Annotated in this window: 12 protein-coding genes; 3 read left to right on the forward strand and 9 right to left on the reverse strand. The window is 55.3% G+C overall.

Features of this window, described 5'->3' with window-relative positions; all coding sequences use genetic code 11:
- Nucleotides 1–46: 46 nt before the first annotated feature.
- The gene (locus ABEA92_RS16645) at nucleotides 47–247 is read right to left on the reverse strand and encodes a hypothetical protein (RefSeq protein WP_345684969.1); all 201 of its coding nucleotides are present in this window, start codon (nucleotides 245–247) and stop codon (nucleotides 47–49) included.
- Nucleotides 248–311: 64 nt separating this feature from the next.
- Here ABEA92_RS16645 and ABEA92_RS16650 point away from each other — a divergent pair, with 64 nt between their 5' ends.
- Together ABEA92_RS16650 and ABEA92_RS16655 are read left to right on the forward strand one after the other, a co-directional pair.
- Nucleotides 312–2108 carry a histidine kinase gene (locus ABEA92_RS16650; RefSeq protein WP_345684970.1) on the forward strand — a complete coding sequence of 599 codons (1797 nt, stop codon included), beginning with the start codon at nucleotides 312–314 and terminating at the stop codon, nucleotides 2106–2108.
- Between the two features lie 16 nt (nucleotides 2109–2124).
- Nucleotides 2125–2781, forward strand: a complete 657-nt coding sequence (locus tag ABEA92_RS16655) for a response regulator (protein ID WP_345684971.1) — start codon at nucleotides 2125–2127, stop codon at nucleotides 2779–2781.
- A gap of 258 nt (nucleotides 2782–3039) precedes the next feature.
- On the opposite strand, the gene mqo is transcribed toward ABEA92_RS16655, so the two are convergent.
- From mqo to ABEA92_RS16685, 6 genes are all read right to left on the reverse strand, one after another.
- Nucleotides 3040–4533, reverse strand: coding sequence for a malate dehydrogenase (quinone) (gene mqo, locus ABEA92_RS16660; RefSeq protein ID WP_345684972.1), 1494 nt, complete (start codon nucleotides 4531–4533; stop codon nucleotides 3040–3042).
- A gap of 164 nt (nucleotides 4534–4697) precedes the next feature.
- Nucleotides 4698–5990 (reverse strand): class II aldolase/adducin family protein, encoded by a 1293-nt coding sequence (locus ABEA92_RS16665; protein ID WP_345684973.1) that lies wholly within the window; start codon nucleotides 5988–5990, stop codon nucleotides 4698–4700.
- Between the two features lie 288 nt (nucleotides 5991–6278).
- Nucleotides 6279–7763: an aldehyde dehydrogenase family protein gene (locus tag ABEA92_RS16670; RefSeq protein WP_345684974.1), complete on the reverse strand. Its 1485-nt coding sequence runs from the start codon at nucleotides 7761–7763 to the stop codon at nucleotides 6279–6281.
- Nucleotides 7764–7865: 102 nt separating this feature from the next.
- On the reverse strand, nucleotides 7866–9344 hold the full coding sequence (locus tag ABEA92_RS16675; RefSeq protein ID WP_345684975.1) for a rhamnulokinase: 1479 nt from the start codon (nucleotides 9342–9344) through the stop codon (nucleotides 7866–7868).
- Nucleotides 9344–10102: a class II aldolase/adducin family protein gene (locus ABEA92_RS16680; protein ID WP_345684976.1), complete on the reverse strand. Its 759-nt coding sequence runs from the start codon at nucleotides 10100–10102 to the stop codon at nucleotides 9344–9346. Before ABEA92_RS16680 ends, ABEA92_RS16675 begins: the two co-directional genes overlap by 1 nt.
- A gap of 154 nt (nucleotides 10103–10256) precedes the next feature.
- Nucleotides 10257–12056, reverse strand: coding sequence for an L-fucose isomerase (locus tag ABEA92_RS16685; protein ID WP_345684977.1), 1800 nt, complete (start codon nucleotides 12054–12056; stop codon nucleotides 10257–10259).
- 447 nt (nucleotides 12057–12503) lie between these two features.
- Between ABEA92_RS16685 and ABEA92_RS16690 the strand changes: the two genes are divergently transcribed.
- Complete coding sequence (locus ABEA92_RS16690; protein ID WP_345684978.1) at nucleotides 12504–13688, forward strand: AraC family transcriptional regulator; 1185 nt, start codon at nucleotides 12504–12506, stop codon at nucleotides 13686–13688.
- Here the strand turns inward: ABEA92_RS16690 and ABEA92_RS16695 are convergent, their stop codons facing one another.
- Nucleotides 13689–14357 (reverse strand): hypothetical protein, encoded by a 669-nt coding sequence (locus tag ABEA92_RS16695; protein WP_345684979.1) that lies wholly within the window; start codon nucleotides 14355–14357, stop codon nucleotides 13689–13691. It lies immediately after the preceding gene.
- A 353-nt stretch (nucleotides 14358–14710) separates the two neighbouring features.
- Nucleotides 14711–14917 (reverse strand): BON domain-containing protein, encoded by a 207-nt coding sequence (locus ABEA92_RS16700; RefSeq protein WP_345684980.1) that lies wholly within the window; start codon nucleotides 14915–14917, stop codon nucleotides 14711–14713.
- Between the last annotated feature and the right edge of the window lie 92 nt (nucleotides 14918–15009).

Raw genomic sequence — 15009 nt, forward strand, 5'->3', positions numbered from 1 at the left:
GATGACCACGCAATAGCCCTTGCCGTTGCTCTGCACTATCCTGGGATCATGGGAGACACGTTTGGTAGGCACAGCGAATCGTGGTGGTGATGTATCCGGCTCGAAGACATTTATTGACTTTCGCCACGATTGGCGTGATTGCGTTGTTGGTAGGATGGTGGCTTATCGCGGCGATGTCCAATCGACCATTGGAATCCTCGGGGTCATCTTTGCAGCGGATGTCGCTTTCATCGCTCGAGCAACGCATGACGAGGCTCGACCAACAACTTAGATTCCTCGCTCAACCGAGTATGCGGACGGGAGTGGGGGCGGTGGGATACCGTTCAATCGCGAAAAACGAGGATCATCAGGGAGAGTGGATTCGGATTGATTGGCAGCAAGACGTGACCATCGATCAAATTGTGTTGGTTCCGACAATTTGGCGTGATACGGTCAACGGTTTTCGCGCCGATGGATTCCCGGCCGAGTTTCGCATCTTGGTGGGGACGGCGGGCGAGTCCGAAGGCACGGTCGTCGCAAGCTACGGGGCTGCGGATTCGATTCTACCCCGCGTCGCTCCGTTGGTCGTTTCGTTCCCGGCGACCGAGGCAAGTTGGATGCGACTCGAGGCGACTCGGCTTTCGCCACGCGGTTGGGACGGAATGTACATTTTGCAGCTGTCGGAAATCATGGTTTTTAGCGGCCAAGAAAATGTGGCGCTGAAACAATCGGTTGATGTGTCGTCCGAGGAACAGCACGATCCTCGTTCTGCCCGACACAAGCAGCATTTGGTTGACGGATTTGTCCCCTATTTGATGGACGCCTACGAAGGGAAGCAAAGCTTGGCCTTTGTTAGCGAGATTGGGGTCGGCGATTCACCTGAAATTGTGATGGATCTCGAGCGGCCTTTGTCACTCAGCCGCGTTCATTTGCATTCGACCGATCTAAGTGATACGGTGCCGCAGAGCGTTCCCGAAGATTTTGGAATCCCCCGATCAATGCGAATCGAGGGCGCGAATGAGTCTGATTTTTTGGACGCGGTTCAGCTCTGCGAATATCAGATGGAATCGGTCTACGAAGTCGGACCGATCATCATGCGTCGGTTTCCCGAAACCACTTGCCGTTACGTTCGATTGATCGTGCAGGACCCCTATGTCTACTCGGGCGGCGGCAAAACGGGAGCCCGAATCGGTTTCGCAGAGATTGAGCTATTTGCAAACGGGCAGAACGTTTCGGTGGGGAAGTCGGTGCGGGCGAATTTTGATGCGGATAGCCCCGCGCGAAAGGTCGCTGCGTTGACTGATGGCAATAATCTGTTCGGCGAAATCTTGCCGATCCGGCGGTGGATGGACGAGTTGGCCAAACGGCACGATCTCGAATCGGAGCGTCCGCTACTGCGAGCGGAATTGAATGATCGATACCAGATCCAAACGACGAAGTTAAATCGACTGGCTTGGTTGGCGGGACTGCTCGGGTTTGTCGCGGTTTGTACCATTTTGGTTGAGCGTATCATCCGCCAACGGGTAGTCTATCAAACACGGCAGCGAATTGCCGCGGACCTGCACGACGAATTGGGGGCGAACCTGCACGCCATTGGACTGCTTGGCGATCTGGCGCAAACGACTACGGATTCCCCCGATCAATTAAAATCACTGTTGCAGCGGATTCGCGATTTGACCGAACGCAGCGGTGCTGCGACACGTTATTGCTCTAATCTGTTAGAAGCCAAAGGGTTGTTCGGAGATCTGATGGATGACATGCGGCGAACATCGACGCGAATGATGGCCGATTTGGAGCACGAAATCTCGTTCGAAGGAGAGGCATTGCTGCGCAATCTGAAACCCGCGGTTCGAATCGATTTGTTCCTGTTTTATAAAGAGTGTCTGGTCAACATCCTTCGTCACTCGGGCGCCACGTTGGTGACGACTCATCTAAAGGCGGATCACCGCGAGTTGTGTTTAACGATTACCGATAACGGCAGTGGATTAGAGAATTCGTCGGGTGCTCGAGTGCCGCGTTCACTCAGCCGCCGATCACGGTTGCTCGGTGCCCAAGTCGATGCTCGAGATTTGGACAGCCATGGCACTCGTATTACGTTACGATTGCGTACAAGAAAATTTCTAAGTTGAACATGAGAGAGTCACCGTGGATAAATTGATTCGTGTCATGTTGGTCGAAGACAACGTGGAATACCGCGAGGTCATTCGGTTGGCGTTACAGCAAGAAACCGATATTGAGTTGGTCAGCCAATTTGGGACCTCTGAGATCGGATTGCGGTCGCTACAGCAAGCATCGGAATCGGAACTTCCCGATCTGATTCTGCTCGATCTGCGGCTGCCCGGAATGGACGGGCTGGAATCACTTCCCCGGTTTCGCCAGTCAGCGCCGCAGGCGAAGATCATCATTTTGACTCAATCCAATCAACAGCAAGACGTGCTGCGAGCAATCGCATTGGGGGCGTCCGGCTATCTGTTGAAATCGGCAAGGCTAAGCGAAATTACCGAGGGGATTCGCATGGTCGCCCAAGGCGGAGCGTCGCTTGATAAAGGTGTGGCGATGTATTTGTTGGAATCGTTGCAACAGAAGCAAAGCAAGAGTGATGCAAACAACCTGCTAACCGATCGAGAGCTTGAGATTTTGACGTTGATGGCCGACGGTTTCGTCAAAAAGGAAATCGCAGCACGACTAAAAATTGGCTATAGCACGGTCGATACCCATGTCGCCCATATCTACGAAAAACTGCAAGTGACCAATGGGCCATCCGCGGTGAATCGAGCTCATCGCCTGGGGATTTTTTCTTAGTTTCTAATAAGATTGCGACCTGCCGAGTGAACAATCGCTTCAGAGGCGGACAAGCTCTCATGGGCGGACATCGCCAGCGGTTTGCCAACAAAGTCAACGGCAATGCTGGGATGCATTCGCGGGTCGAGTTTGTGCTGGCGTGGCGAAGTGGAAGTCGTCAAGAGTTTCGTTCGGTACCCCTGCCCTTCCTTGCGAAACTGACGCACGAATTACGCACGCGGCATGCTTTACCGCATGGCGAGAAAATGCGGATCGATATCAGCTGGATTGCAGTTGCAGCTGGTGTTCGCTGGTCGTGTGAAGCTGCTTGAACCGCTGGATTGCCGAAGGGGATTGCAGCGATTCATCATACGACGGAATCAACTGCTTCATCGTGTTGGCGGCTTGCGGCGTTTCAAGCAAATCAGGCAAGCAGTTTTGGATGACCTGCAGCATCAGCGACACCGAAACCGAGGCTCCGGGCGACGCTCCTAATAACGCCGCAATCGTGTTGTCTTTGTCCGTCACGATCTCGGTGCCGTAGTGAACGATGCCCGCTTCGCCGTCTTGACGTTTGATCGCTTGGACGCGGATGCCCGCGTCGACCAATCGCCAATCGTTGGTTTGAGCCTCAGGGTAAAACGTCCGCAGCAGCTTCATCCGGCTGGCCATACTTTGAAGCCCTTGTTGGACCAAGTACTTGACCAACGGCAGGTTGTAGGCGCCCACTTTCAATAGCGATGCGATATTGTCGGGACGGATCGAGAAGGGCAAATCAGTAATATGACCTTGGTCTTTGAGAAAACGGGTGGTCCAAGCCGCAAACGGGCCGAACAGGATCGCTTTCTTGCCATCAATGACTCGGGTGTCCAGATGCGGGACCGCCATCGTCGGTGCTTCGTCTTGTGCTTGTCCATACACCTTGGCTTGATGCTGAGCGACGATTGCCGGATCGTCACACACCAACCACTGGCCGCCGATTGGAAATCCACCAAAACCTTTGCTTTCGGGAATACCCGATTTTTGCAGCAAAGGCAGGCTGCCACCGCCGGCGCCAATGAAAACAAATTTTGCCGAGGTCTTGAACGTCTGCTTGCGTGTGAGGTCTCGGACCGTGACGTCCCAACCGTGGGCGGTGCGGTGAAGGTCGCTGACGCGATGGTGAGTCGCCACGCCACAGCCCTCTTGATCGGCCAACCACTGGATCAATTTTCGCGACAGCGATCCAAAGTTGACGTCCGTTCCCGAGGTCATTCGTGTGGCAGCGATCGGAGTGGAATCGCGTCCATTGACCAGCAGCGGAGCCCATTGCCGAATGGTGTCACGGTCGGTCGAAAATTCCATGTCGGCAAAGAAATGATGCGACGACATGGCTTCGTAACGGGCCTTCAAAAAGTCGACCTGTTCCTGCCCATGAACAAAGCTGATGTGAGGGACCGGGTTGATGAACTCGTGCGGCGAATCAATCATCCCCTCGGCGACGGCGTGACCCCAAAATTGTCGCGATTGTTCGAACTGTTCAAAAATCGAAATCGCGTTCGATACGTCCACGGAACCATCGGGGTTGCGGTCGGGCGTATAGCTCAATTCACAGATCCCGGCATGACCGGTGCCCGCATTGTTCCAGGCGTTCGAGCTTTCTTGAGCGAGTTCTTCAGAGACTTCGAAAAGTTGAATCTTCAGCTCGGGACGCAACCGCTTGAGCATCGCGCCGAGATTGGCGGACATAATGCCACTGCCGATCAGAATGACATCGGGATGGTCGATATACATTAAACTCGCAGAAAAGAAGTACAGGGTGAAAAGTGCTAAAACCCGTTTTTGCGATCAGGGAAGGGGCGCCCTCGCTCAGGCGGACGCAGCGGAATGATTTCCAAGCCGCCCGCTAGTTCAGGGCGACTGCTAATTCAGCCCGCCCCACTAAGTCAGCCCACCCGCTACGTCAAATTGAACGCGGCTTTCAGTTCATCGATAACGCTATCGGGCATCGATGCAACTTCGCCAATCGCTTTCGCATTGATAACCGCTTCGGCCGTCGATTCGAGTACCTCCAGTCGGTCGAAGGTATCCAATACGCTGCGTCCGGTAACGATGACCCCGTCGTTTTCGAGAATCGCAGCGGGCATGGATTCGGAGATGTAGCCAGCCAACTGTTTATCGTCGCGATATTGGATGCCGTAGGGGACGCGGCGGACATCGCGAAGGAAAACATAACTTTCCGGAATCGTTCGCACATCAAACTGCGAATCGGTTGTACTAAACGCCGTCGCGTTGACCGGATGCGCGAACACGATTGCTTGAACGGAGGGATGTTTTTCGTAAATCGCCTGATGAGCACGCGCGGCTCGACTGGCGAGTTTGCCGGCTTCGCGACGATTCCCGCTGACGAGAACAAGGTCCTCGACATTGAGCAGTTCTCGGTCCTTTTGAGTCGGCGTGATCAAGAACGATTCATGATCAAGCCGCGCCGAGAAACTGCCTTCGGTGCTGATCAGCAAGCGTTGACGACAACCGCGGCGGACAAACTCGCACAACTGGCGACGCAGTTCTTGTTCCTTGGGCGTTGCCGTAGCCGGTTCGTACGAGTCGAAATCGACTCCTCGATCGGCCGCTTGTTGCAGGTGGGCGTCGTCAAGGAAGCGGACTTTGCCAAGCTGTGATGCTTTGACCAGCGTTTTGCCGGCAAATTCAAATGCTTCAAATCGCTCAAACGCGCGGGCCAACGATTCACCACCGACCACAACGCCGTGATTTTCCAAGATCACACTGTCGCACCCTTCGGCAAACGTGGCGGCGATGTTGGCGCCGAGCTGCTCGCTTCCGGGACACGCATACGGCGCAAAACCAAGTTGCCCACAAACCGAATGGGCTTGGTGGAACAACCGCGTGTTTGGCGTTTGACGGCAAATACTGAACGCGACCAACGCCACCGGATGGGCGTGGACGATCGCACGAATGTCGGGACGTGCTTCGTAAATCGCCTTGTGAAACGGGAACTCCGAGGAAGGCGGATGCAGCCCGTCGACGGTTCCGTCGGCTTTGACGCAAACGATGTCCTTGCGAGTCAGATTGCCTTTGTCGACACGAGCCGGTGAGATCCAGATGTCACCCGCTTCATCGCGGATCGATAGATTGCCGCCCGATGTGGTGGTCATGCGATATCGATAGATACGATCCATCGTTTGCATAATCTCATCGCGAGGGTGAATCAAATGGCGTTTCGCAGTCATTGGAACTGTCTTTTAAGAATGAAATGTAAGTAGCACAGGCTGCCAGCCTGTTTTCAAAGCTGGAGTACAGGCTGCCAGCCTGTAGCTGAAATCGTAGTGCAGGCTGCCAGCCTGCCATAGCACTCGGGCGGCACAAACCGCCCGGTCAAAATCGACGTTCCACTCGCTGCCACCGGGCGAGGCCCCGAGGCGTGCCGCTACCGAAGTAGACGGCATTGGCCGTAAAACACTGAGGCGTGTACCCGACCCGGCCGCTGACGTGTCGCGGCTCAGGCTTGCCGTTGGCCCTTACAGCGGGCGGACGACTGAAGTGCTGCGGTAGTAATCCATCAACGTTTCGACCGACAGCACACCGCCGCCTAGACCGCTCTTGTTCACCCCACCATAAGGAACGCCTTGGGCGAACACGTTGTGTGCGTTGATCCAGCTGTTGCCGGCGACCATCGACTCGGCGACGCGTGCGGCACGGTCCATGTCTTTGGTCCACACGCTATTGGCCAATCCGTACTGGGTGTCGTTGACCAATTCGATCGCTTCTTCTTCGCTATCGAAGACGCCTAGATAGGCTACCGGGCCGAAGATCTCTTCACGAGCGGCGACGTTGTCCATCGAACCGGCTAACAAGGAGGGCTCGATATAGTTGCCGTCGTTTCCGTCGACGGTGGCTTCACCGCCTCCGCAAAGACACTTCGCTCCTTGAGCCTGGCCTTTTTCTAAGTAGCCGAGGACACGTTCACGCTGCTTTGGATTGACGACGGGGCCCATCTCGCTTGACGGATCCAGCGGATGGCCAACGCGAACGTTCTTCATCAATTCAACACAACGCTCGGCGAATTCGTCATAGATATTGCGATGGACCAACCAACGGGTCGCATCACAGCAGACTTGTCCCGAGTGAAACGTGATCGCGCCAACCAGTTTCTCAGCGGTTTCAGCGACATCGACGTCATCGAATACCACTGCCGCTCCCTTGCCACCGAGTTCCAATTTGACCGGTACCAAGTTGCGTCCGCATGTTTCGCCGACCAATTGGCCGACTTCGGGGGACCCGGTGAACGACATTCGTTTGATGTTTGGATTGGCGGTCAACGCGGCACCGGCGGTGGCACCTCGTCCGGTGACGACATTGATCACGCCGTCAGGCACGCCGACTTTCTTGGCCAACCGAGCCAGATAGATCGCTGACATCGAAGTGTCTTCGGCCGGTTTGATAATGACGGTATTGCCAGCAGCAAGTGCCGGTGAAATCCCCCAGCCGATCAGCAGGAATGGAAAGTTCCACGGAAAAATGAACGCACATGCACCCCAAGGTTGTTTGTAAGTCCAAGCGTCGTAGCCTTCGACATCCAACTTCGTACGGGGTTCGACTTGGCCAGCGAGTTTGACAAAGTATCGCAACGTATCGACAAAGTTCTGCACGTCCCCTTGCGCTTGAGCTTCGATCTTTCCTGCGTCGAGTGCTTCGATTTGCGCAATGATCGGTTTGTGTTCCTCAACGGCGTCGGCCAAACGCAACAGGATCGCGCTGCGGTCGTCGTACGACAATGCGGCCCAAGCTGGAAACGCTTCGCCAGCGATCTCGACGGCACGATCGATTTCCGATGCGTCCAGATCGTGAATGTTAGCGAGATGTTCGCCGGAACCAGGATCCAAGGTTGCCACGACCTTTCCCGATGCGGCAGGGAAATCTTTGCCGCCGACAAAACTAGGTAGATCTCCGCGGCTGAGGAATTCTGCGACTTCGGGAAGCCGATTGCTGGTTGAAACGCTCATGACATACCTTTGGTTAAATGCAAGAAAAAGTTTCGTTTAGGGAGGGATTGGTGCGACGGGCGGCGTTTGACATCGCAATGGTGGCAACGCTCCATCGTACCTTTATTTTCCACCGCGTACCAATTCGGTAAAACGCTGTCGTGTCTGCTCCCACAACTCCGAGGACTCGGGTTTATAGGTAGCAATCGTAAACGAATCGTGAACCACGCCGCGGAGTTCGCTCAGCGATTCCAAATCGCCCATCGCCATCGCCTGGATCAATACATTACCGATCGCCGTCGCCTCGACGGGGCCAGCATACACTGTACGGCCGGTGGCGTTGGCCGCCAATTGGTTTAGCAGCGTGCTTTGGCTGCCTCCGCCGACAATGTGCAGCTTCGAAATCTGGCGACCGGTCAATCTCTGCACCGTATCGAGTGTCCGTCCGTACAATAATGCCAAGCTCTCGAGGATACAGCGAGCGTATTGTCCAGGAGTTTCAGGGACCGGTTGATTGGTTTCTTGGCAATACGAATCGATCGCCGTCGGCATGTCCGCGGGACTCATGAATCGAGGGTCATCCGGATTGATCAGCGAACGAAACGGCTCGGCTTGTTCGGCAAGCTGGTTGATTTCAGCGTAGTCGAGCGATTGCCCCTGCCTTGCCCAGCTTCGCCGTGATTCCTGCAATAACCACAGCCCGACGATGTTCTTGAGGAAACGCGTGGTACCGTTGAGTCCGGCTTCGTTGGTGAAGTTTTCCGCGAGAACGTCATTGTTGATCCGAGGATCCGGCAATTCGATACCGATCAACGACCACGTTCCCGAACTCAGATAGGCCCAATCGTCCCCCTCCGCCGGCACCGCTGCGACCGCAGCCCCGGTGTCGTGCGAACACGTCGCAATCACTTCGACAGGCGCCAATCCGGTCTCGTCACGTACCTCGGTAAGCAAGGGGCCAAGCCGAGTCCCCGAGGCAACGATCGGGGGAAAAATTTTCTCAGGCAATTTAAATTGCTGGATGAGCTCGGCGGACCATTGGCCTGTGGTGGGATTGTACAGCTGCGTGGTGCTGGCCAAGCTCACCTCGGCACGCCCGACACCACAAAACAGATAGTTCAAGTAGTCGGCGATGTTTAGAAACTGGTCCGCGATCTGCAACAGATCGGAGTTTTCGTTCACATCGGCGATCAGGTGATACAGCGTGTTGATCGCCATAAATTGGATGCCGGTTTCGGCAAAGATCACCTCACGACCCGGTTTCTCTAATGCAGCCGCATAGGTTCGTTCGGTCCGTGCGTCACGATATTGATAGGGCAGCCCCAACATCGGTTGGCGATCATTGAACAACACATAATCGACGCCCCACGAATCGACACTCATGCCGGATGCCGTTACGCCTCGAGCGGCCACCATCCGCAGACCTTGCTTGAGTTCGTCAAAGATCCGGGTGATGTTCCAACGCAGCGAATTTTGAATCTTCGTCGCGCCGTTTGCGAAGCGATGAATCTCTTCGAGTGTCAAGCGTCCGTCGCGGAGCGTGCCCAAGATGACACGTCCACTCTCGGCGCCCAAGTCGCAGGCGATGTAATGTTTTTCCATTATAGTTTCAGCGCACGTTGGCGATAATGTTCGTCGATCCGGTTGGCAATCCGGTCCACGTCGTCAGGTTCTAGGAACGTCGGTCCGCCAAGTGCCGCGGCACCAACAAAGATTTCGGCCGATTTGTGAGCCATCAACATCGCGGCTTTGACCGCACCCGGCGTTTTGCCAAGCGTGATCAGCCCATGGTTCTGCAGCAGGATCACTCTTGGTGGGGCTCCGAATTCGTCGATGAATTTTTGACACTTCTCGCGAATGACTTGCGACAGCTTGAGTCCAGGATCCGTGTACGGCACCAACACCGATTGGGGACCGCAACAAACGATCTCGTCGGGGAACAGCTTTCGCGTGGCGAATTGCTCCGCCAACGGCGAACACAAAATCTGGTTCACCGTGACGCTGTGAGTATGCCCGACGTACTCGATCCCTGGTAACGACAACAGGTAGGCATGGAACAGCGTTTCGACCGACGGCTTTTTCGACTTGGGGTCGACACGGCAAGCAAACAATTGGTCTTCGATCTGTTGGTCGCTCAACTCGTCGTTACCGAGCATTTCAAGCAGCGGAGCAAAATGACATGCAACCAGGTCGTCTTCGCTGAGCGTTTCCAAGCAACTGCCGCTGGCTTTGACGAAAAACGTCTTGTCGTCAATCTTGGCCGACGTGTTGCCTTCACCAAGGATCGCCAATTGTCGACGCTCGTCGCCGAGGAACTGCGACAGCGAAATCAGTTCTTGTAAGGTTGCGTTTGAGTTCATTTTGTTTGCTTTATAAGGAAGCTTTGCTCGGGTCGGTCCCGCGGTATCCGCGGGGCCGTTTGATAGATTCGCCGCTAATCTTCATTCACCGGCGAAGTCCATTCGCCAGCGATGATGCTGGCTCGGTGGCAAGTGCTTAGGTTTGCCGTCTCGTTTACTGTCGCCCGTACAACGGGCCGAACGTTTCGCAGGCACGGAAATCAGCGGATTCACGATTTTCGGTGCCGAAGGCGTTCCAAGTGCTCGGACGGAAAATGCGATCTTCGGCAACGTTGTGCATGTAAACCGGGATCCGTAGTATCGACGCCAACGTGATGAACAAATGACCGACGTGACCGGCAGTCAAGACACAGTGATTGGCGCCCCAGTGGTTCATGACTTCGTACGTCGAAGAGAACGCACCGCGGCCGGTGATCGTTGGCGCGAACCAGGTCGTCGGCCACGTCGGGTTGGTGCGTTGGTCCAAAACATCATGGACGTCATCGGGAAGGTCGACGGTGTAGCCTTCGGCGATTTGAAGTGCGGGGCCGAGTCCTGCGATCAAGTTGATACGGGTCATCGTCGACGGCATCCCACCGCGAGTGCGGTAGCGGGTGCTCATGCCGCCGCCGGGAAAGTATTCCGTGATCGACGGATGCCAAGTCGTGGCCTGCAAACACTTCTGCACTTCGTCGTCGGTGATCTCCCAAAACGGCTTCATCGTCGGTTGGCCGTCTTGTTCCTGTTGCCCGGTACCATCGAGAGTCGCTGGGCCCGAATTGATCAAGTGCAGCAGCCCATCTTTGGCGTGGCCATCGGGACGGTAACCGTCACATGCACCGGCGATCGCGTCGGGGCTCCAGTACGTCCGCAAGTCGGCAAAGATCTGGGCCGTGTTGGTCAACAGGTGGCCAAACAGCATCGTCGCGCCATTTAACGCATCGTTTTCAGTGGCAACGATGTAGGGAGCCCGTTTGCCGTTCCAATCGAAGGACGAGTTCAAAATGGCTTCGAGGAAGTCACCATTGGGAAAATGATCGGTCCATTGACGTTGGCCCTGAAAACCGGCTGCGATCGCTTGATGCCCCTGAGCTTGTTCGCCAAGTCCCATTTCCGTCAATCGAGGGTTGCCGACCATCAAGTCACGAGCGATCAACGCCATCTTCACGCTGTCGGACCATTCGCTGTCGAGTTGTTCGCGGCTGCGAACTTGATCCTCGGCGTTGTAATCTTTGCCTTCGGGGCAGTTTTCCTTGACCCACGCCAATGCTTGTTCATATTCCTCGGGATCAAATTGGTCCTTTTGCATGCGGCCAATAAACTCGCTCATGTCGATGTCTTCGACCCGCATACCCAGCCATTTTTCCCAGAAACTTTGGTCGACGACTGATCCCGCGATACCCATCGAGGTGCCACCCATCGAAAGGTACGCTTTGCCTCGCATCAGCGCGACGGCTAGTCCGCAACGGGCAAAGCTAAGCAATTTGTGCTGCACATCGTCGGGGATCACCGAATCGCCAGCGTCCTGGACGTCACGGCCGTAGATTCCAAAGGCGGGCAATCCTTTTTGCGAGTGACCCGCCAACACCGCAGCCAAATACACCGCACCTGGCCGTTCGGTGCCATTGAATCCCCACACCGCCTTGGGACGCAGTGGATCCATGTCCATCGTTTCCGAACCGTAACACCAACATGGGGTGACGGTCAGCGACACGCCCACGTTTTCGCGGCGAAACAACGCTTCGGTCGCGGCCGCTTCGGCGACACCGCCGATACACGGGTTCGCGACCACGCACTGAACCGGTTCGCCATTGGGGTAACGGATGTTTTCGGTTAGCAGCGTTTTGACGCGTTGAGCCAAGGCTTGCGTTTGCTCTTCAAGCGATTCCCGCACTCCCCCCAATCGTCCATCGATCGTGGGGCGGATACCGATCTTAGGTAGCTCGCCTTGCCAAACGGTAGTGATGTCCGCCATCGAAAAATCCTTTGTGTAAAGACTTGGAGGTATAGGTTTTTATAGGGGGTGTGAAGCTGGCTCGGCGAAGTGCCCGGCAATGAATTTGATCGTGATTCTGTCCGTAGTGCCAGCGAACGGAGTTTGTCTTGACTATGATTTGATTGACTGAAGTGGTGCCACGCGAACCTTGTTTCAGGCGGCGAAAATCGCCACGCATTCCGCTATCGGCATTCAAGTCACCAATCGTCTCTGTGAGATTCGCTGCCGCACCGGGCAAACCCCATGCGGCGTGACAACGCGGGACGCCGTTCGCCGCGAGCGACTCGGGGCACGATGACACGACCGGCTCAGCCCGTGCGTCCTTGATTCTAAAGCTAATAATACCGGCGATCAATCTTGCTACAATAACGATACGCGACAGATCGTTAATGTTTTGCGTCAATGCTGGAGCATGAATTTACCCTTATGAAGCAGAAATTACGCCCTCAAATCGCTCTCCTTGTCGAGGCGTCTCGTGCCTACGGGCGGGAATTGCTTCGTGGAGTTTCCCATTTCGCTCGAACGCAAGTCAATTGGTCGCTGCTGCACGAAGAGATGTTGCTCGATTCGGCGATGCCGGATTGGATGACCAACACGCGGATCGATGGCGTGATTGCTCGAGTCGATACGCATACGATCGAGCCGCTGCGAAAATTGAATGTGCCGATGGTCGATGTTCGCTGCAATCGAAAATTTACAGGCGTTCCCCAAGTCGAAACCGACAATCGACGTGTTGCCGAATTGGCGCTCGAGCATCTTTGGAATCGCGGATTTCGTCGCTTTGCGTTTTGTGGGTTTCGGTTTGCGTCGTATTCCGAAACGCGGCTGGACTATTTTCGCGAACTCGTCACCCAGGCGGGCTGTCCGTTCGAGTTCTATCAATCCGAAGGAAAACCGGGCACTCCGCTGATGGGGCTTGAACGCGCCGATGTCAAAGACATGGAGCGGATGTCCGAGTGGCTGCGGACGCTTCAACGCCCCACTGGTTTATTTGTTTGTAACGACATCCGCGGACAACAGGTGCTCAACGCATGTCGCAAAGCCGATATTGCCGTTCCTGATGACATTGGTGTCATCGGTGTCGATGATGATGACGCGATTTGTTTGATGTGCGATCCACCTCTGACCAGCGTCCGGCCGGATGCATCGCGGGTCGGTTATCGTGCCGCAGAACTGCTGCACGAAATGCTGAACGGGTTGCAACCCGAATCCGAGATCGAGTTCATCCCGCCGACGGCAGTTTCCGAGCGTTTGTCGACCGAAGTGGTCGCAGTCGATGATATCGAGCTTGCAAAAGTTTGCCGATTCATTCGTCTGCACGCTTGCGACGGGATCAACGTCAACGATGTCACCCAATCAACATCGCTGTCGCGGCGGCAATTGGAACGTCGTTTTCGTGAGGTGTTGGGCCGTACGCCTCACGAACAAATCATGGCAACGCAAATCGAGCGGACCAAACAATTGCTTCGCGAAACCGACATGACACTCGAACAGCTCGCACCCAGGGCCGGTTACAGCCATAAAGAAAGTTTGTGTGCCGTTTTTAAACGCGAAACCGGTCAGACGCCCGGTGATTATCGTGCGAAACACCAAGTGGATAATCGCAAGTGATTAGGCGACGCGGTTAAAGAAGTTGCCGGTCGATCCGAGTTGCTTGCCTAGTGCTTGTTCAAACTTTTCGACGTTCACTCCGTTGTCTTCGAGGACCTGAGTCCATGCCGCGCGGACGGATTCGGATGAAACATTTCCCGATTGGCTCTCTTGCTGCTCGGTGAGCGTTTCAATCAATTGGTTCAACAGTTCGTCGACATCGGTTTCATCCACATCCGCCGCCAACAGCGCCGACTCCACCGTCGACGAATCCTCCTCGGCGGCTTTGCGTCCGCCGCCTCGAGGTGGGCCGGGTGGCCGATTGCCCTGGATCGCCTCACCGACTTTTTCGGAATCGATACCGTTGGCTTCTAGCACGCCATCGATCGCCGATCGAATGGCGGTTTCGCTGGTCGAACCTGACGCCGAACTCGACTTGACCTCCTCGACCGCTTCTTCCACCTGACTCAGGACACTCGAGGCGGTCGAATCGTCCACTCCCACCGCGGTCAACGCAGCGGCAAGCGCTTCTTGTTTCTTTGGAGGCGGGCCTTGGGCCGGTCGGCTAGTGGCAGAGGCTTGGCTACTAAACGACGAAGCCGATGCGGAGATGTTCATGTCGCTTTCTCGATTTAGATTGCTGAGTTCGGCACCAGGCAACCCTATGCTTGATGCGATCACTGTGGTCATCTTCGTGGTTTCGAACCAATCATCTTGCGTCAAAATCGCCGTGATTTACGATGTTTTGACTGAAAATGACCCTCGCCGAAAATCATCAAGAAAACTTTAAAATCCCTGTCACCCTGCCGCTGCCGATGACGCATTGCTTGTTTGGCGGCTCATTTTTTTGGCCCTGCTGTAGCGGCGTCTCGATGTGCCCCGACGTCGTTATGCCCCAGAATCTTTGTGGGCTGATGTCCTTTTGAGCTGGTGTCCTTGAGGGCCGCGACAACGAGGGTGGGGACCCGGCGTCTTGATTGGAAGCCGCTCGCTTTAGAGACCGCTCGTTTAGAAGCCAGAGTCAATGCAGAGTCCGGCGGCGGCTAATGTCGCATCAAATCGGTGATCCGTCTCACCCCAGGCAGGGCGCGGGTAACCGTGATCGCCATGACCCGGTCGTTGTATGAATCGACGTTGCCTTTGATTTCAACGTCCCCGTCCCCACAGTCGGTAACGGTCAAATCGACACATCCCACTCGGGTGAGTGAGGATTTTACACGGAATTCGATGGACGGAAGACTTCGATTCATAGTTCGCCTCAACGGTAGGTGGCAATTCATCATGGCCTACCGTTGGAGGACGAATTCGTGCAAGGGACGTCACGCCACCTCGCTAGATGTTC

It is taken from the genome of Novipirellula caenicola, from assembly GCF_039545035.1.
GTDB classification, from domain to species: Bacteria; Planctomycetota; Planctomycetia; order Pirellulales; family Pirellulaceae; genus Novipirellula; species Novipirellula caenicola.

Bases quoted from the DNA above. Each gene is read 5' to 3' on its own strand.
- mqo (WP_345684972.1), bottom strand. From the start codon at position 4,533: ATGTATATCGACCATCCCGATGTCATTCTGATCGGCAGTGGCATTATG.
- ABEA92_RS16665 (WP_345684973.1), bottom strand. From the start codon at position 5,990: ATGACTGCGAAACGCCATTTGATTCACCCTCGCGATGAGATTATGCAA.
- ABEA92_RS16685 (WP_345684977.1), bottom strand. From the start codon at position 12,056: ATGGCGGACATCACTACCGTTTGGCAAGGCGAGCTACCTAAGATCGGT.
- ABEA92_RS16695 (WP_345684979.1), bottom strand. From the start codon at position 14,357: ATGACCACAGTGATCGCATCAAGCATAGGGTTGCCTGGTGCCGAACTC.
- ABEA92_RS16690 (WP_345684978.1), top strand. From the start codon at position 12,504: ATGAAGCAGAAATTACGCCCTCAAATCGCTCTCCTTGTCGAGGCGTCT.
- ABEA92_RS16675 (WP_345684975.1), bottom strand. From the start codon at position 9,344: ATGGAAAAACATTACATCGCCTGCGACTTGGGCGCCGAGAGTGGACGT.
- ABEA92_RS16645 (WP_345684969.1), bottom strand. From the start codon at position 247: ATGCGTTGCTCGAGCGATGAAAGCGACATCCGCTGCAAAGATGACCCC.
- ABEA92_RS16670 (WP_345684974.1), bottom strand. From the start codon at position 7,763: ATGAGCGTTTCAACCAGCAATCGGCTTCCCGAAGTCGCAGAATTCCTC.
- ABEA92_RS16700 (WP_345684980.1), bottom strand. From the start codon at position 14,917: ATGAATCGAAGTCTTCCGTCCATCGAATTCCGTGTAAAATCCTCACTC.
- ABEA92_RS16680 (WP_345684976.1), bottom strand. From the start codon at position 10,102: ATGAACTCAAACGCAACCTTACAAGAACTGATTTCGCTGTCGCAGTTC.